The organism is Brevibacillus parabrevis (genome assembly GCF_022701015.1).
Classification (GTDB): Bacteria; Bacillota; Bacilli; order Brevibacillales; family Brevibacillaceae; genus Brevibacillus; species Brevibacillus parabrevis.
This window is the reverse complement of sequence record NZ_CP064090.1, coordinates 4,495,257-4,513,134: the sequence shown is the minus strand read 5'-3', so window position 1 is coordinate 4,513,134 and position 17,878 is coordinate 4,495,257. Positions and strand designations below refer to the sequence as shown.

Here is a 17,878-nt window from a genome sequence, read left to right as displayed (position 1 = left end):
CCGTATGTATCAATGGGTATCCCTGATCTCGCTCTGGGCGATTCCCGTTACGATTGCGTTTGTCCTCTTGTACGGATGGCGCCGACAGGTTCCGGTATACGAGACATTTGTCGAGGGAGCAAAAGGCGGGCTTTCGACGACGATTCGCATTTTGCCCCATCTGATTGCGATGATGGTGGCGGTCAGCATGTTCCGCGAGTCTGGGGCACTTGACATGCTGTTGCGCGGCATAAAGCCTGTGCTAGACTTTCTCCACTTTCCCGAGGAACTGGTGCCGCTCGCTCTGTTGCGTCCGCTCACCGGGACGGGGTCGCTTGCCATCGCTACCGATTTGATCGCGCAGTACGGGCCGGACTCGTTTTTCGGAAGACTGGCGGCTACGATGCAAGGGAGCACGGACACGACCTTGTACGTCCTGACTGTTTATTTTGGGGCTGTCGGCATTCGCAACTCCGGCTACGCCTTGAAGGTCGGGCTATGGTCTGATCTGGCGGGGGTCATTTTCTCCTTGCTGATCGTCTCGTACGTTTTTTCCTGAACGCAAGAATTGTCAAATACGCAGGGAAAACTTCCTCGAAACATGGGGAAGTTTTTCCCTTTTTCTTGTCCACACTGGTAAGAATGGGTATGATGTTGTAGAGGTGATCCAACGATGGAACGATTGCAAAAGGTATTGGCGCATGCTGGAGTCGCCTCTCGCCGGCATTGTGAGGAATTGATCGCACAGGGACATGTGCAGGTAAACGGCAAGGTTGTTCACGAGCAGGGAATCAAGGTCGACCCTGCGACAGACAAGATTACGGTAAAAGGCCGGGAAATCGTGCTGGAGCAGCACGTCTACTATTTGCTGTACAAGCCGACAGGTGTGATTACGAGCGCAAGCGACCCTCAAGGACGCAAAGTGGTCACGGAACTGCTCGCGGGGGTAAAAGAACGCGTCTATCCGGTAGGACGGCTTGACTACGACACATCCGGCTTGCTGCTGTTGACCAATGACGGCGATCTGGCCAACAAGCTTGCCCACCCGAGCTACGAAATCGACAAAGTATACCGCGCCTGGGTAAAAGGCGTACCTAGCCAGGACAAGCTGAAAAAGCTCGCAACGGGCATTCTCCTGGAAGATGGCATGACTTCGCCGGGGGCGTCCAAATTGCTCAAAACCGAGCAAGGGAACGCCAAGGCGCTGATCGAGCTGACGATTCACGAAGGACGCAATCGCCAGGTGCGGCGAATGTGCGCGGCGATCGGGCATCCGGTGCTGACGCTGGAGCGTGTTCGCTTAGGATTTTTGACGCTGGAAGGACTGCGCGCAGGCCAGTTTCGAGCGCTGAGCAAGCAGGAAGTAGACAAGCTGAAGCAAGGATTGGTGCAAAACAGACGGAGCAAAGGGCCAAAAGCGTGATTCGTTCAAAATCTGTTCATAAGTTATGCGCTGGCGGAAAATCTAGGAACGCTATAATAGAATGGATAATGCTTGCAATTTACAAGTAGTAGATGGGAGTATGGGCATCATGAACAAAACCAACCGTACATATGTCAGGGTCGCGGTACTGGGTCTTTTGCTTGTCGCTCTGGTTTTTGCTCTCTATTCCAGCTTCGTGAAGGACCCGAATGCTGTCAAAGTAGGGGGCGATGCTCCGAATTTCAGTTTGGAGCAGCTGAACGGACCAGAACTGGCGCTTGACGATTTGAAAGGGAAGGGCGTCGTGCTCAATTTCTGGGGCACATGGTGCGAGCCCTGTAAAAAGGAAATGCCAGCCTTGCAGGAGCAGTACAACAAGTTCAAGGACAAAGGACTGGTTGTCGTCGGTGTGAACATTGGAGAAGCTCCCGTTGCCGTAGAGCCGTTTGTGAAGCAGTTCGGTGTCGACTTCCCGATTTTGCTGGATCGCCAATCGCAAATTACGAAGTTGTACCGGATCGGTCCTATTCCTACGACGTTTTTTATTGCGCCGGATGGAGAAGTGAAGGAGATTTTCATCGGGCAACTAAATGAAGCAATGATTGCGGACAAAATGTCCAAAATCTTGCCCAAGTGAGGAGCATTATGGATCAGCGAAAATGTGAATGTGGGCACACGAATCCGGTAGGGACGCTGCTCTGTGAGTCGTGCGGGAAGCCGTTGAACGTCGAAGTATACGAGCAGACGGCATTTCCTGACATGCGCTACGAAGGGATGGCACGGCGTTCCCAGACGTATACGAAAAAATGGATTGACCGGATCTGGAATTATTTTTCCTCGGTCAAAATTGCAATCGGTATCATTATTGTCATTCTGGTTGCTTCGGCGGTCGGAACGATCTTCCCGCAGCAGCAATACATCCCCGTTCCGGTTCCGACAGAAGCGGATGTGGCGCGATTCTACACGGATACATACGGAGTGCTCGGGACGGTTTACTACGGACTTGGCTTTCACAATCTGTACTCTTCCTGGTGGTTCGTGACTCTGCTCGTGCTTTTGGGAACATCGCTTGTCATCTGTAGTCTCGACCGGGTCATTCCGCTCTACAAGGCGCTCAGCAAACCGCGTCTCAATCAGCACAAGTCCTTTTTGAAGGGGCAAAAGCTGTTTGCCGAAGGAGAGCTTGCCCCGGATGTCGATCAGGCCGAGCTTTTGGACAGCTCCGCACTGGCTCTGAAGAAAAAAGGGTACCGGATTTTCCGGGCAGAGCGTGCGATCATGGCGGAAAAAGGCCGCTTCAGCCGTTGGGGGCCTTATGTGAACCACATCGGTCTGATTCTGTTTCTGATCGGCGTACTCATGCGCAACATTCCGGGATTTTACATGGACGAGTTTGTGTGGGTGCGGGAAGGGCAGACGGTCGCGATACCGGATACGCCTTATTACATAAAAAGCGAAAACTACCATACCGAGTATTGGTCGGAAGAAGAGATGCCGGCAAAGCTGGAGTTGAATGGAGGCGTCATTCCAAAAAGCTTCCAGACGGACGCCATCCTGTACGTAAACAAAAATGCAGAAGTGCCGGGGAAAAAGCCTGATTTGATCGAAGTGCAGAAAGGCCCTATTATCGTGAACCATCCGATGATGGAGGGGGACCTCGCGATTTATCAGTCTGGCGTTCAGGAAATGCAGCTTGGCGCTCTCAATTTTGTGCTGGTCGATGTGAAACAAGGGAACAAGGAACTGGGGCCAATCAAGATTGACTTGTACAATCCGGCGGCGGAGCAAGAGATTGCGGCGGGCATCAAAGTGCGCGTTCTGGATTACTTCCCGGATTTCGTCATGGGCAAAGACGGCAAGCCTGCTACGCAAACCAATTTGCCGAAAAATCCGATGGTCGCACTGGAAATTGCGGACGAGTCCACGAACCAGAACGAGAAGCTGGTCTACCTGCAAGGTTCGGTTTTGACGCAAAAATCCGATGGCCGCTTCGGGCTGGTTTTCAAAAAGCCTGATCTGATCGATATTTCCGGTTTGAACGTACGGATCGACAAAGCTGTGCCGCTCATCTACTTCGGAGCCTTCATTTTTATGATCGGGGTCGTAATGGGCTTCTTCTGGCAGCACCGTCGGGTCTGGGTGCAGACGCAGGAAGGAACGGTTCTTCTGGCAGCGCATACAAACAAAAACTGGTTCGGGCTTCGCAGGGAGGTCGACGGACTGGTGGAACAGCTCAAGCTTCCTGTAACGGTTGAAGAAAAAACGAAGGCGTAAAGCTCCAAGGGGGTACACTCGACGTGCAGCTCATACAATTGAGTGACTGGTTACTAGATATCGCGTTTTTGCTGTACGTAATCTCTTCGATTGTGTTTGTCGTAGCGATGACGGGGAAAAACTGGGCGGGACGCGATCCAAAGCAACATGAACAACGTTACGGCAGGATCGCGTACTGGCTCGCGGTGGTTGGCTTTTTGGCGCAGACGGGCTATGTCGTGGCTCGCTGGGTTGGGGGAGGACACAGCCCGACGAGCAACATGTTTGAGTTCATGGCCTTTTTGGATTACTGTATTATCCTGGCCTATTTGATCATTTACCGGATTTACAAGCTGAACGTAATCGGGGCGTTTGTGCTTCCGCTCGGGGTCATCATGCTGGCGTATTCGTACGTCTTCCCGAAAGAGGTAACCCCGCTGATTCCTTCGCTGCAAAGCTACTGGCTGCACATTCACGTGACGACAGCAGCGCTCGGGGAAGGGATTTTGGCAGTCGGTTTCGCAGCCGGGCTGATGTATTTGATCCGCACTGTGCCGCAGCACGTATCGGCACGCAGCACCAAGTGGCTGGAATTTGTACTCGCGGTTGTTTTGATGCTTGTCGGATTCATTTTGATGGAATCGACCTTTGCGAGAATGGATCACAAGACGATTTTTGAAATGAACAAAGAGCAGATGAACCCGGTCGGGACGATGGAAAAAGTGCGGGTAGAATACACGATGCCTGCGATTGTCGCTCCTGCCGATTCCAAAATCGTGCAAGCCGGACCGATGAATCCGTGGTTTGCTGCACCAAGCTGGATGGAAGGAAAAGACGCTGCCCGCAAACTGAATACGATGCTGTGGTCGGTCATCACGGGTGTAATTTTGTACGGCGGACTGCGCCTGATTTTCCGCAAGCGTCTGGGTGCTTTGATCCAGCCTTCTGTAGAAGGAATCGAGCCGGATTTGCTGGATGAGATCAGCTACCGGGCGATCAGCATCGGCTATCCTGTCTTCACGCTCGGTGCTTTGATTTTCGCCATGATCTGGGCACAGGAAGCGTGGGGACGATTCTGGGGCTGGGACCCGAAAGAGGTATGGGCATTGATCGTCTGGCTGTTTTACAGCGCGTACCTCCATCTGCGCCTTTCTCGCGGGTGGATCGGCGCGAAATCGGCCTGGATGTCTGTCATCGGATTCGTTATCATTTTAATTACGCTGGTCGTGGTCAACCTGGTCATTGCCGGTTTGCACTCCTATGCAGGCGTGTAACATACCCCTTCAAAAAGCTGGTGATTTTGCCAGCTTTTTGGACTATATTCAAATGAGTACGATAACATGAGGCCAAGAGGTGTTTTTGAATGGAAAAAATGGCACGAATTTTGGTAGTAGACGATGAGGAGCGCATCCGCCGCTTGCTTAAAATGTATCTGGAAAGAGAGAACTTTCTGATTGACGAGGCTGACAACGGCGAGCAAGCAGTAGAAATGGCTGTTGGCAGCGATTACGATATTATTTTGCTCGACTTGATGCTTCCCGGGATGGACGGGATTGAGGTATGCCAGCGCGTGCGCGAGTTCAAGGCGACTCCGATCATCATGCTGACGGCAAAAGGCGAAGAGACAAACCGCGTCCATGGCTTTGAAGCAGGCGTGGATGACTATGTGGTCAAACCGTTCAGCCCGCGAGAGGTCATGTACCGGGTAAAGGCGATTTTGCGTCGTTCCTCGGCTACCGCCTACCTCAAGACGGAGACGTTCAACAGCCATTCTGTGCTCGTCTTCCCTGAACTGACGATTGATCACGACGCGCACAAAGTCATTGCGAGCGGACAGGAAGTCAGCCTGACGCCGAAAGAGTACGAGCTGTTGCACTATCTCGCTTTGTCGCCGGACAAAGTGTTCACGCGCGAAGAACTGCTCAAAGACGTGTGGCACTACGAATTTTTCGGTGATTTGCGCACGGTGGATACGCACATCAAGCGTCTGCGCGAAAAATTGAACCGGGTTTCTCCGCAAGCGGCCAACATGATCGCCACTGTCTGGGGAGTCGGCTACAAGCTTGAGGTGCCGAAATAAGTGGACGTTATTTTTCGCAGCGTTGTCGGAAAGCTATGGATGACGATTATTGCTTTGTTTGCACTCGTTTTGACGATATTCAGCCTGTTGCTGGTGCAGTCTTTTGACAGCTTCTACAGCAACCGCCAGACGAAAAATCTGCAAGAGTTGGCGGAAGGGCTGTCGACAGGACTGGCGGCCAGCACCGACAAGCGCGGGGCGCTGGAGATGGCTTCGACGTTTAGTCTCGTTCACCATACCGGAATGCTGGTCTTGAACGACCAAGGCCAGGTGATTGGCAAAAGCGAAGGAACGGGCCTGCCGAACATTCCGGTTGAGCAACTGTTGAAAGACCAGACTTTACACCTGGCGGATGCATTGGCTGGCAAGCATCCCGCTCCGCAACGCATTTATTTGCAGGTGGCTTCGAACAACCCGAACGATCACATGAGCAGCGTGCAAATGCTCGCAGTCGCCGTCCCGCTTGAGGAAAGCCCTGGCAAGCAAGGGGCGGTCGTGATGTACCAGGCCATCGAAGACTTTGATGATACCGTAAACGAAGTGAGATTTTTGATTTTTGTCGTCGGAGTTATCGCCTTCGTTGCTACCACCGTGTTTGCTTTCTTCCTGTCGTCGCGGATTACGATTCCGCTGCGGCAAATGAAAGAGACGGCCCACCGGATCGCGGAAGGCGATTTCCATGCGGAAGTTCCGATTAAAACTGCGGATGAGACAGGTGAGCTGGCCGCATCGTTCAATACGATGGCGAGCAAGCTGAACCAGCTGGTCGATGCCTTGTCCAAAGAAAAGGAACAGTTGGCAAGCGTATTGCGCTCGATGGTGGACGGGGTTGTCATGATCGACGCGAACGGGAAGGTTGCGGTGACGAACCCGCCAGCCGAACGCTTTTTGCGGGACTGGGAATATGAACACCAGGACGAGCCTGTGCCGTTGTTTACGTTTTACCAGCAGGTGGTGCAGACAGGGCAGGAGGTCATCGAGGACATTCCTGTCCAAGGGCGCATTTGGGCGTTGGTGATGGTGCCGCTGAATGACCGGGAACAAATCCGCGGGGCGGTTGCGGTGCTGCGCGATATTACCCAGGAGCGCAAGCTGGACAAAATGCGCAACGACTTTGTCGCCAATGTCTCGCACGAGCTGCGCACACCGCTGTCGATGCTGCAAGGCTACAGCGAAGCGATCGTCGACGATATTGCGACGTCGCCTGAAGAGCACAAAGAGCTGGCGCAGATCATTTACGACGAGTCCGTGCGCATGACGAAGCTGGTCAACGAGCTGCTCAGTCTGGCGCGGATGGAAGCGGGACACGTGGAGCTGTTCCAGGAAGTGTTGGAGCTGCGCCCGTACATGGAGCGAATCCACCGCAAGTTTACCGGGTTGGCCCGGGAACGCGGAATTACGCTGTTGCTGGAAGTAACGACGACACACACCGATGTGAATATCGATCCGGATCGGATGGAGCAGGTGCTTACCAACCTGATCGACAACGCGCTCAGACACACGCCAAGCGGCGGCAGTGTCACGATTCGCGCTCGCGGAGACAAGACATTGCTGATCGAGGTCAGCGATACGGGCAGCGGCATCCCGCAAGAGGACTTGCCGTTTGTGTTCGAGCGGTTTTACAAAGCCGACAAGGCGCGTACGCGCGGGCGAGTCGGCGGCACAGGTCTGGGCTTGGCGATTGCGAGAAACATCGTCGAGGCACACGGAGGTACGATTGGCGTGCAAAGCAAATTGGGAGAGGGCACGACATTTACGATTGCCTTGGCGTTGCAGGCGAAAAATAAATAGGAGTGTAGAGAGAAAATGATCAAAACGATCTTGTTTGATGTGGATGGGGTTATGCTCAGCGAAGAACGCTATTTCGATGCTTCCGCTCTCACGGTTTGGGAGCTTTTGTTCAGCCCGCAGTATGCCGGTTTGCAAGGCGAGTCGTTTCATCCGGCGCCAGCGGAAGCGGTTATCCGACGCGTTCGCGAGCAAGTGTTTGTGCAGGATGAAGTGCTGAACTTCATCAAATCTCGTGGCATCAACTCAAACTGGGATATGGTCTTTCTCGCTGTTTCCTACCAGTTGGTCCGATTGATCGAAAGGCTTGTGCCGCATGTGCCGGAAGCGGCAAGTTTGCTTGCTGACGAGCTTGGACGGCAAGAGCTTGCCCGTCTGCGGCAGTGGGCAAACGACTACACTCCTGATTTTGCAGTCGATTACGCAGCAATTCTCCCTGATTTCGCCAAAAGCTCAGCGCAAAAGGCGGATTTGCTGCTGTATGTGAATCAATTGGCAAAAGAGCGCTGCGGGGTCGAGACGGACAAGTTTTCGGCTAACTGCGCGCTGTGGCAGCTAGTGCAGGAAACGTTTCAAGAATGGTACCTCGGCGATGAGCGCGTAGCGGCTTCCATTGGCCGTGAGACGATGCAGCCAGGCAAGAAAGGTTTTTTGACCGACGAGATTCCCATTGTTCCCCCGACAGAGATGGCGGAGCTGTTCCGCGTGTTGAATGAGCGCGGGTACACATTGGGACTTGGCACGGGGCGTCCGACGATTGAGACGCATGTCCCGCTGCGGGCGATGAACCTGCTGGAATGGTTTGATCCGAATCGGGTTGTGACAGCCTCGCATGTTCTCGAAGCAGAAGAGGCACACCCCGACTATGTGCCCTTGTCCAAGCCGCATCCTTTTTCGTACGTAAAAGGCTTGCTCGGTCTGGAGACGCCGCATAGCGATGTGCTTCGTCATCCTCTGCCGATCGAGAATGGAGAGGAAGTATTGGTAGTGGGAGATTCCCTGGCCGATCTGCTGGCGGCGCGCTCCATGGGCTGCCAGTTCGCCGCCACGCTGACGGGATTGTCTGGTCAAAAGGCGCGCAGCAAGTTTGCGGAAGAAAAGGCCGACTACATTTTGGATGACATTCGCGGTCTGCTGACGGTCTTGAATGAAAAGTAAAAAGGATGATGGCTGAGACGGCTTGGCGTAAGCAAGTTGTAACGTTGCTCTCTAAACAATCGTCCAAAAGGTTCTCGTAGAAAAAGACTCCACCGTACTTCATCCCGGTGGAGTCTTTTTGCAATTGCTTATGGAATCAAGCCCAGCGCAACGATGTCAGGCATTGAAAACGGAAGGCGTGGATGAGAAACGCGTTTTTCACATCCTCACGAACGATAGCTTCATAAGTGCCGTCCTCCCGCGAGTAAAACATGACATCGGTATAATCGCGGTTCTCATCGAAAAACTGGCGAACCTGCTTTAGCCGCGCTCGCATTTCTTCCGATTTTACTTCGATGACATAAGTCGTATCCTGCTGCGAGGCACGTTCCTGAATACTGATCATTTTTTCATCAAATGTATATTGGAGCAAGCATAGCCCTCCTCACCAAATAAAATAGCGCAAGTAGACGTACAAATGCGAGACGACGATCGACATGATCATCAGCGGGAAAGCCACCTTCATGAAGCTGACAAAGCCGATGTGATGGCCTTCCTTGGCTGCCAGCCCTGCGACGATGACGTTGGCGCTGGCTCCGATGAGCGTTCCGTTTCCACCCAGGCAGGCGCCGAGAGCAAGGCTCCACCAAAGCGGCTCCAGGTTGGTGATGCCCAAAGCGCCCATTTCTTTGATCATCGGGATCATCGTGGCGACAAACGGGATGTTGTCGACAAAAGCGGAGGCAATGGCGCTCATCCACAAAATCAGCAGGGAGGTCTTCAACGAATCGCCGCCTGTCAGCTGGATCGCCTGACTCGCCAGCTTGGCAATCACGCCTGTTTCCACCAGCCCCGACACGAGGACAAACAAGCCGATGAAAAAGAAGATCGTATTCCACTCCACTTTGCTGATCGCTTCCTCCAAATAATGCTCTCCGGTGATGAGGAGAAGCAGGAAAGCGCCAGTGAGCGCAATCGTGGCCGATTCGAGATGGAGCGCGCCGTGCAGCATGAAGCCGACAATCGTCAGAGCCATTACTGTCAGCGATTTTTTCAGCAAGACCGAATCCGTAATTTCGTCGCGCTCATTGAGCTGCATGATTCGCGCACTCAACTCAGGCGACGTATGTAGTTGCTTGCGATAAATGAACACGAGACACAAGATCGTCAGCGCCATGATGATGACAATGACCGGGCTTAAATTGACGAGAAACGCCATGAAATCCAGTTCTGGAACCGAACTGCCGATCATGATATTGGGCGGGTCACCAATCAATGTCGCTGTACCACCCGCGTTCGATGCAATAATTTCGCTGATCAAAAACGGGATCGGATTCAGTTCCAGCTGTCTGGCGATGCTGAAAGTAACTGGAACGATCAGCAGCACGGTTGTCACGTTGTCCAAAAAGGCGGAAGCAACAGCCGTGATGATGCTCAAGTACACGAGGATGCGAACGGGCTTGCCTTTTGCCAGCTTGGCGGCGCGAATCGCCACGTATTTGAACACCCCGGTTTTAGCCGTCACCGTCACGAGGATCATCATCCCGATCAACAGGCCCAACGTGTTGAAATCAATGTGATGTATCGCTTGCTCCTGCGAGACGATGCCAAACAGAACCATCAAAATCCCGCCGCACATGGCGACGATCGTCCTGTGCAATTTTTCGCTGATAATAAATGCGTAGGTAACTAAAAAGATGCCGATGGCGAACAACGCCTGGTTCGTCATAAGAAACTCCTTTCTTGGTGTAAAATCATCTCGTCCCATTATAGCGCTAACAAAAATAAGGGTAAAGGAAAAGACCCGGCAGATGAATAGCCAGGTCTTTTTGGCGATCAGGAGCAAAAGGGGAGGGCCCCTGTCTACAGTTCGATTTGCGTAACGCTTTTCACTTCAGCCAGCTCGCCCATCGTGTCGAGCAGCTCAGGCGTAAGCGGCTTGTCGACGGAGAGCATCATAATCGCGTCTCCGCCAATGTCGCGACGGCCCACTTGCATCGTTGCGATATTCACGCTGTTTTCGCCCAAAATGGAACCGACGCGTCCGATTACACCAGGGCGGTCGTTGTGGTGAATGTAGAGCAAGTAGCCTTCTGGAGCCACGTCGATCGCAAAGTCGTCGATTTTGACGATGCGCGCGCCGTATCCGTTGAGGCGCGTACCAGCAACGGTGCGAGTTTCCTGCGTCGTTTTCAGGCTGACGGTCAGCAGGTTGGTAAAGCCTTTGTTTTGCGCCGTTTTTTGCTCCGTAACGGTGATGTCCCGGACTTTTGCCAGAAGCGGTGCATTCACGTAGTTTGCAACCTCACCCAGACGGAAGGACAAAACGCCTTTCAAGACGGTGCGGGTCAGCGGCGAAGTATCCACATCGGTCAGCTCGCCGCTGTACTTGATCGCGACCTCGGAGATCGAGCCAACCGTGACTTGTGCGAGGAAATGCCCCAGTTTTTCGCCCAGTTGGAAGTACGGTTGCACCTTTTCCATGACGTGCGCAGGGATGGACGGCAAGTTCACCGCATTTTTGAACGGCTCGCCGCGCAGCACCTTCAAGATTTCTTCGGACACATCGACCGCCACGTTTTCTTGCGCTTCGACTGTCGATGCTCCCAGGTGAGGAGTGGTAACGACTTGCGGCAAACCTACGAGCGGGTTGTCTACTGGAGGCTCTTCCTCAAACACGTCCAGGGCGGCTCCGGCAACTTTGCCGCTTGTGATCGCTTCGTACAGCGCCTTTTCGTCGATGATCCCGCCGCGTGCGCAGTTGATCAGGCGGACGCCTTCTTTCATTTTGGCAAATTCGCGCGTGCTGATGATGTGGCGGGTTTCTTTTGTCAATGGGGTATGCACCGTGATGAAATCAGCTTGACGGCAAATGTCATCGACAGTGGCGTGGATGACGCCCATTTTTTGCGCGCGTTCCTCGGTCATGAACGGGTCGAAGCCCATGACGCTCATGCCGAATGCTTTGGCGCGCTTGGCAACTTCAGAACCGATCCGGCCCATTCCGACTACGCCGAGCACTTTTTTGTTCAGCTCGACCCCTTGGAAGCTTTTGCGATCCCATGTTCCGTCCACGAGTTTTTTGTGTGCTTGCGGGATGTTGCGGGCGACCGCCATCAGCATGGCAAAGGAATGCTCCGCCGTAGAAATCGTATTGCCGTCCGGGGCATTGATGACCGGAATACCAGCTTGCGTAGCTGCGGCGATATCGATGTTGTCTACGCCGACCCCGGCGCGTCCTACCGCCTTCAAATTTTTTCCGGCCTGGAGAACTTCCGCTGTCACTTGTGTCTGGCTGCGGACGAGCAAAGCGTCGTAATCGCCGATGATTTCCAAAAGCTCGGCAGGGGAGAGGTTGGTTTTGCGGACGACTTCCACGTCCTCGGCGTCCAGCAATTGTTGAATACCAAATTCGCTAAGTGGGTCAGTAATCAGAACTTTATACATGTGCGATGAGCACCTCCTGGGCAGCTTTGACACCGGCACCCAGCTCGACTGGGGCACCGATTTGGTGAAGCGACATTTCAATGGCAGAGATCACTTGCAGAACATCGAGCGGTTCGCAGTAGCCCATGTGTCCGATGCGGAAAATTTTCCCCTTCATGTGCTGTTGGCCGCCAGCGATGGTGATGTTGTACTGCTTCGTCAATACTTTGCGCAGCGCCTCCGCGTCAAAAGCGCCTTGTGGGTCGCAGGAGGTGACGGTGGCAGCGGCATAGGCGTCCTCGGCCATCAGGTTGACGTTCAGTGCGCGCATGGCAGCGCGGGTCATGTCGCGCATCAGCTCGTGGCGCTTGATGATCGCAGGCAGCCCTTCCTCATCGAGTATATCGAGTACCTCGGCCAGACCAAAAATCAGGGAAACGGCCGGAGTGTACGGTGTTGTCTGATCGGCGAGGCTTTTCCGGTACGCTTTCAGGTCGAGATAGAAAGCGAGCGGCTTGTTTGCCTCAATGACTTTCCAGGCTCGTTCGCTTGCAGCGAGGAAGGCGAGACCTGTCGGCAGCATGAACGCTTTTTGCGAGCCGGTTACGACGATGTCGACGCCCCAGGCATCCATTTCGCAAGCCACTGCGCCCAGGCAGCTGACTGCATCTACGATAAACAGGGCATCGGAATGAGTGCGGATCGTTTTCGCCAGCTCGGCAATCGGATTTTGCACCCCGGTAGAAGTCTCACAGTACGTTGCGAAAACAGCTTTTACTTGCGGCTTTTCTTTGAGAAAAGCTTCGACCAGCTCCGGTGTAACCGCTTCGCCCCACGGTACTTCCAGGCGGTGGGCAATCACGCCGTAACGCTCGCATATTTTCGCAAAGCGTTCGCCGAAAGCGCCGCTGATGAGCACGGCAGCTTCATCTCCGGGTTGCAGCGTGTTGACCACGCCTGTCTCCAGCGCGCTGGTTCCGCTGCCTGCGAGGATGTACACGTCTTGGGTCGTGCCGAAATAAGGTTTCAGTCTTTCCGCCGTGCGTGCGAACAGAGCAGAGAATTTGCCGCTGCGGTGTCCAATCATCGGCTGGCTCATCGCCAACTGCACGCGAGGGGGGATGGGGGTAGGGCCTGGAATGCGCAAAATCAGTTTGTCAGTGAACATGTCTCTCTCCTCCTAAATAAATCAATAAAAAAACCTCCCGTTCTCACACTGCTCCTATTACAGAACAGTGAGGGACGAGAGGCTTGCTTCGCGGTGCCACCCTCATTCGCTCTTCTTTTCTCAAAAAAGAGCCTTGGCAGGTACATGACCTGTAGAGATAACGGATCTACCGTTCGCGCCTACTTGTGACGACTTCATCGCCTGTTCGACGCAGCAGCTCAGAAGTGCTTATCTGTGGAAGAAACCGCCGATTCGCAGCAATTCATCGGCTCTCTGAGGATTTCTTTGGCACAGCATTTCTTCGTCATCGCTGTTGGTGATGTGGTGTTTCCTAAGATTTGTACTTAAGATATCACGGCAAAATGACAGCGTCAAGCAGAAAAACAAGAAAAAATGAACGATGCCAAGAAAAATAGATTTATCGTTCGTGAATATTAGTTGATTGGAGTGTGTTTAATGGTCAAAAACAACCTAAAACCGAACGTTAAGATATTAGTCTCACAAAAAGTGGAAAAAACGCGCGAGAATGTTCGGTTTTTCTGCATGATTTTATCTTACCGAAAAATCAAAAAATAAGAAACGGGAAAATGCCGACTGTCCGTTCAGAATGGCGGAGTAGTGGAAAAAAACTGAAAAACCTCTTACATACAAAGTACGTAAGAGGTTTGGTTGCTGGAATACTATTCCACTTTGATAGAATCGGTCGGGCATCCTTCTGCAGCGTCGCGAACGTCGTCTTGAAGGATATCCGGGATTTCAACGCTGTTTGCGTTGTCATCCAACTTGTTGAACGCAAGGCCCTCGTCGTCGTAATCAAAGACGTCAGGAGCCGTGGCGCCACAAGCACCGCAAGCAATACAAGTGTCTTTATCTACCCATGTAGTCATCGTGGTTTCACCTCCCGTTGCGAAGTGGTACGTCCACTATCATAGACCATTGTATGCTCTTGTTCACAAGATTTCAAGATTGAATCAGTCTAAAAATGTACGACTACTTGTAAAGCGGAATTTCAGGGGTACTTAGGACAGAATAAAGCTTGCCATTCAACTTTTTGAAATCACCAGCATGGACAGCATCTGTGGCGTTCAAAACCTTCACTGCCGCGGCCACGTCCTTGATTCCCAGCGTTTGCGACTCAGTAGAGGCCAGGAGCAGATCCAGACGCGCGGTCAAGTCTTCCGGATTGTAGCTGCCCCATTGTTTGTTCGCCGACATAAACAAAGCAGCCAGATAGGTCCGGTAGTGGAACGGATACTGCTTCCACTGTTCCACAGAAACGGTCGCAGGCGCTGCTTTTGGCATCGGCTTTTTCTCGACGTAGGCCGATTCCCAGGCAGCAACGGAATGGTAGACCATTTCCTGGGCCGTCAGCCAGCTGTTTTGGGCAAGCGTCAAGCCGGAAGCGATGACGGCAGGCGTTGAGGCATTACTATTCTGAGCGGATCGGATATTCTCCATACTATCCAAATAAGCCCGTACACTGTTCGTAAATTGCGTGTGGGCTTGTGCCAGCAGTGGGGAGGTCGGGAGCGGCACGGTTTTGTCCAGGTCTTTGATCGTCTGATCGGCTTGTTTCTCCAATTGCTTGAGCGCATCCGTGCGCGCTTTTTGATCGAGGCTGCCCCAGTTCGCCATCGTTTCGAAATGCGCCTGCTTCAGTTCAAGCACGGGAGCGTAAACCGCATAATAAAACCGGATGAAGTCCTGTTCACTGTAAAGCTTTTGTTCGCGCAGCATCTTTTCCTTTTCGGCTTCTTTTTGTTTGGCTTCCATGGCTGCCGCTTGCTCGGCCTCAATGGATGTCTTCATATAATGTGCGCCGAAAAAAAATCCACCAACGGTACATGCAAGTGTTATGATGATCATGTACGCCATCATAAATTCTGACTTTTTCAATCGTTTTGTCATAAAGAAATCCTCCAAATCCAATCCAGTGAAAAGTGTGCAGTCGTTAGGGCCGCAAAAAGAATAAAAGAACAATAGCAAGGAGTACACATGAACAGTCAAAACAGTGTGGCAGAGGAACGAGAGCTTTTATGCGCTGTCGCTCTGAATGCGATGCTTCCTCTGGCGAACGAAAGAACGCTTCAGGCAGCTTACTACATCCTTCGCGGCAGAAAAGCAAACCAGACTCTTCAGGATGTGCATTTGTACAACCTTTATCCGTATTATCGGATGTTTCCGGGTTTTTCAAAAGAGGATTGGGATAAAATTGTTGCAACTTTGTTTCAAAACGACTATTTGCAACCGTGCGAAGGGGAGGGACCAAGTCCCAAACCGACGTTTTTGGTCACGGCGAACGGACGCCAGTTTGCCGAGCATGCTTATGAGAAGTACGGTTTTGCTGTCTGGTTCGCGCCGTTTACCCGCTTTGATTTGGCAGCCCGCATCGAATCGTTCTGGCAGCGGCTGCACTTGCTTGTGCAAACTGTATCGCAATTGCTTGGAAAAGATCTTGGATTCGTGCCGGTCGTGATGGACAAGTCCGTCCAGCAGTGGGTAAAAGAGCAGGTCGGGCCAGCGAGGTTGCGGGAAGCATGGGAAGCGGGGCTGTCAGAGGAGCTTTTCCGCCTGTGGGAGCCGTTGCAGCCGCAAGTGCAGGAATTGTTGGTCGCTCAGCTATCTGGCGTCTCGCAAGTGGGGAAGACGCTCGGACAGCTGGCGAAGCAAAAGCAATCGTCCAAAGTGTATCTCACGCTGCTGTTTCGGTACGGGCTGGCTGCCTCCATTTTGCGACTGAGCGAGGAGAAGCAGGCATTTCCCCTGCTTTCACGGCTCGTCGTCCAGGAAAACAAGCTCGATCCACGGCTGAGCGACAGCGCGGCCCGCACGTATGCTTTGGTCCAGCGAGGAATACACAAAGCAGAGATTGCTGCGCAAAGACAAGTGAAAGAGAGCACCGTCGAGGATCATTTGGTGGAGATCGCCTTGCGCTGCCCGGAGTGGGACGATGCGGATTACTTGTCTTCGGAAACGCGCGCGGCGATTATGGCCGCCAGCGAGCAGCTGCAAACGAGCAGACTCAGACTCATCAAGGATCGTGTCGGCCCGACTGTCAGTTACTTGCAAATTCGGCTGGCTTTGGCCCGCAGGCAGGAGGAGTCGAATGAATAACGAATGGCAGCAGCAGTTGCAACAGCATTTTGGCTACGGGGAATTTCGACCCGGTCAAGAGTCGATCATAAAGAGGGTGCTGGCGGGAAAAAGCGTGCTTGGCCTGATGGCAACGGGCGGCGGAAAATCGGTGACCTATCAGCTTCCAGCGTTGTTGTTGCCGGGTATCACGGTGGTCGTTTCCCCGTTGATCTCGCTGATGGTCGATCAGGTGCAGCAGCTGCGAACGAAAAGAAAAATTCCGGCTGCCTATCTGAACAGCACACAGGAAGCGGCAGAAGCGCGGGAAGTGCTGCAAAAGATCGCGTCCGGCCAGTGCAAGCTGTTGTATATCTCGCCGGAAAAGCTGCAACAGCCGTATGTCCAGCAAGCGCTCAAACGCGCCACTGTCTCCCTTTTTGCCATCGATGAAGCCCACTGCATCTCTGCGTGGGGCCATGATTTTCGCACGGACTACTTGCGCTTGCCTGATACGGTCAAACAACTGGGGAACCCTCCCGTTTTGGCGGTGACCGCGACAGCTACCACTGCGGTACGTGAGGAAATTTGCTCCCTGTTTGGCATTGACCGGGAAAATGTGGTGGTGCAAACGCTCAATCGCGCCAACATTGCCTACGATTTGGCGGAAGTCGGCGGCGAGAGCGAGCGCCGCCAGCTGACCTTTGATCTGATTGACCAGCTTGCGGGGCCGGGGATCGTCTATTGCAGCACGCGCCAGGCGGTAGAGGTGCTCGTGGCAGCTTACCAGCTCGAAGGAAAACGGCACGTAGACGGCTATCACGGCGGCATGAACAGCATGGAGCGAATGCTGATCCAGACGCAGTTTCTGGCGGGAGAGCTGGATGTCATCATCGCCACGAACGCTTTTGGCATGGGCATTGACAAGCCGGACATCCGCTATGTCATTCACTACCAGCTGCCCGCCAGCTTGGAGGCGTATTCGCAGGAAATCGGCAGGATCGGGCGGGATGGCCAGCCTGGCTATGCGATGCTGCTTTACTCCCAGGACGATATCCACCTTCATCAGTACATGCTGGACAAAGAATATCCCACACCCGCGCAGATTCAGCAGTTTTGCCAACTTTACGGTGCGGGAGCGCCTCCCGATCCAAAAGCACTGGCTTCGATTGACATGTCTGAGGAAATGGCAGCGATGCTCACGTTTTATACCGAAAGAGCACTGGTCAAGGCGCAGGTGAGCACGACGACGGAAATGGCGAATCCTGTGCAGGACATTTGGCAGGAGACGGAAAAACGCAAAGCGGTCAAACAGAAAAAGTTGGCTGAGATGAGATCGTACGTACTGACGGATCGTTGTCTGCGCAAGCATTTGAATCAATACTTCGGGGAATCCGACCTCGGCTTTACCCGCTTTTGTTGCTCGCGCTGCGGCTTGCAGCGGGAAAGCTACGAAGGCAGACAGACAGCGCTTTTGCAAAGAGAAGTACAAAACAGTTGGAACTTGCGGCAGGCGTTGGACATGCTTTTGCCGAAAAAATAAGAAGGAGAG

16 protein-coding genes are annotated in these 17,878 nt (G+C 53.1%); 10 read left to right on the top strand and 6 right to left on the bottom strand.

Annotation, left to right across the window (positions count from 1 at the left end; all coding sequences use genetic code 11):
• Nucleotides 1-4: 4 nt before the first annotated feature.
• The 8 genes from IRJ17_RS20555 to IRJ17_RS20520 all read left to right on the top strand — a co-directional run bounded on the left by IRJ17_RS20555 (nt 5) and on the right by IRJ17_RS20520 (nt 8,681).
• Complete coding sequence (locus IRJ17_RS20555; RefSeq protein ID WP_122963622.1) at nt 5-538, top strand: spore maturation protein; 534 nt, start codon at nt 5-7, stop codon at nt 536-538.
• Between the two features lie 114 nt (nt 539-652).
• Nucleotides 653-1,402: a pseudouridine synthase gene (locus IRJ17_RS20550; protein WP_242771766.1), complete on the top strand. Its 750-nt coding sequence runs from the start codon at nt 653-655 to the stop codon at nt 1,400-1,402.
• Nucleotides 1,403-1,511: 109 nt separating this feature from the next.
• Nucleotides 1,512-2,039, top strand: a complete 528-nt coding sequence (gene resA / locus IRJ17_RS20545; RefSeq protein WP_122963620.1) for a thiol-disulfide oxidoreductase ResA — start codon at nt 1,512-1,514, stop codon at nt 2,037-2,039.
• A gap of 8 nt (nt 2,040-2,047) precedes the next feature.
• Nucleotides 2,048-3,676 (top strand): cytochrome c biogenesis protein ResB, encoded by a 1,629-nt coding sequence (resB, locus tag IRJ17_RS20540; protein WP_122963619.1) that lies wholly within the window; start codon nt 2,048-2,050, stop codon nt 3,674-3,676.
• Nucleotides 3,677-3,699: 23 nt separating this feature from the next.
• Nucleotides 3,700-4,929 carry a cytochrome c biogenesis protein CcsA gene (ccsA, locus tag IRJ17_RS20535; protein WP_122963618.1) on the top strand — a complete coding sequence of 410 codons (1,230 nt, stop codon included), beginning with the start codon at nt 3,700-3,702 and terminating at the stop codon, nt 4,927-4,929.
• A gap of 89 nt (nt 4,930-5,018) precedes the next feature.
• Entirely contained in the window at nt 5,019-5,735 is a 717-nt protein-coding gene (locus IRJ17_RS20530) for a response regulator transcription factor (protein WP_012686105.1), read from the top strand.
• The gene (locus IRJ17_RS20525) at nt 5,736-7,526 is read left to right on the top strand and encodes an ATP-binding protein (protein WP_122963617.1); all 1,791 of its coding nucleotides are present in this window, start codon (nt 5,736-5,738) and stop codon (nt 7,524-7,526) included.
• Between the two features lie 15 nt (nt 7,527-7,541).
• On the top strand, nt 7,542-8,681 hold the full coding sequence (locus tag IRJ17_RS20520; protein ID WP_242771764.1) for an HAD family hydrolase: 1,140 nt from the start codon (nt 7,542-7,544) through the stop codon (nt 8,679-8,681).
• A gap of 136 nt (nt 8,682-8,817) precedes the next feature.
• Here the strand turns inward: IRJ17_RS20520 and IRJ17_RS20515 are convergent, their stop codons facing one another.
• From IRJ17_RS20515 to IRJ17_RS20490, 6 genes are all read right to left on the bottom strand, one after another.
• Complete coding sequence (locus IRJ17_RS20515; RefSeq protein WP_242771762.1) at nt 8,818-9,093, bottom strand: hypothetical protein; 276 nt, start codon at nt 9,091-9,093, stop codon at nt 8,818-8,820.
• 12 nt (nt 9,094-9,105) lie between these two features.
• A complete protein-coding gene (locus IRJ17_RS20510; RefSeq protein ID WP_122963614.1) occupies nt 9,106-10,389 on the bottom strand; it encodes an ArsB/NhaD family transporter in 1,284 nt (427 codons plus the stop codon).
• A gap of 134 nt (nt 10,390-10,523) precedes the next feature.
• Nucleotides 10,524-12,107 carry a phosphoglycerate dehydrogenase gene (gene serA / locus IRJ17_RS20505; RefSeq protein WP_242771760.1) on the bottom strand — a complete coding sequence of 528 codons (1,584 nt, stop codon included), beginning with the start codon at nt 12,105-12,107 and terminating at the stop codon, nt 10,524-10,526.
• The gene (locus IRJ17_RS20500) at nt 12,100-13,254 is read right to left on the bottom strand and encodes a pyridoxal-phosphate-dependent aminotransferase family protein (RefSeq protein WP_122963612.1); all 1,155 of its coding nucleotides are present in this window, start codon (nt 13,252-13,254) and stop codon (nt 12,100-12,102) included. The genes serA and IRJ17_RS20500 overlap by 8 nt, the downstream gene beginning before the upstream one ends.
• A 680-nt stretch (nt 13,255-13,934) precedes the next feature.
• Nucleotides 13,935-14,141, bottom strand: a complete 207-nt coding sequence (locus tag IRJ17_RS20495) for a ferredoxin (protein WP_031305339.1) — start codon at nt 14,139-14,141, stop codon at nt 13,935-13,937.
• A gap of 103 nt (nt 14,142-14,244) precedes the next feature.
• Nucleotides 14,245-15,162, bottom strand: coding sequence for a hypothetical protein (locus IRJ17_RS20490; protein WP_122963611.1), 918 nt, complete (start codon nt 15,160-15,162; stop codon nt 14,245-14,247).
• An 87-nt stretch (nt 15,163-15,249) separates the two neighbouring features.
• Here IRJ17_RS20490 and IRJ17_RS20485 point away from each other — a divergent pair, with 87 nt between their 5' ends.
• Complete coding sequence (locus IRJ17_RS20485) at nt 15,250-16,368, top strand: YpbB family protein (RefSeq protein WP_173598785.1); 1,119 nt, start codon at nt 15,250-15,252, stop codon at nt 16,366-16,368.
• The gene (locus tag IRJ17_RS20480) at nt 16,361-17,869 is read left to right on the top strand and encodes a RecQ family ATP-dependent DNA helicase (protein ID WP_242771758.1); all 1,509 of its coding nucleotides are present in this window, start codon (nt 16,361-16,363) and stop codon (nt 17,867-17,869) included. Before IRJ17_RS20485 ends, IRJ17_RS20480 begins: the two co-directional genes overlap by 8 nt.
• Nucleotides 17,870-17,878 lie beyond the last annotated feature (9 nt).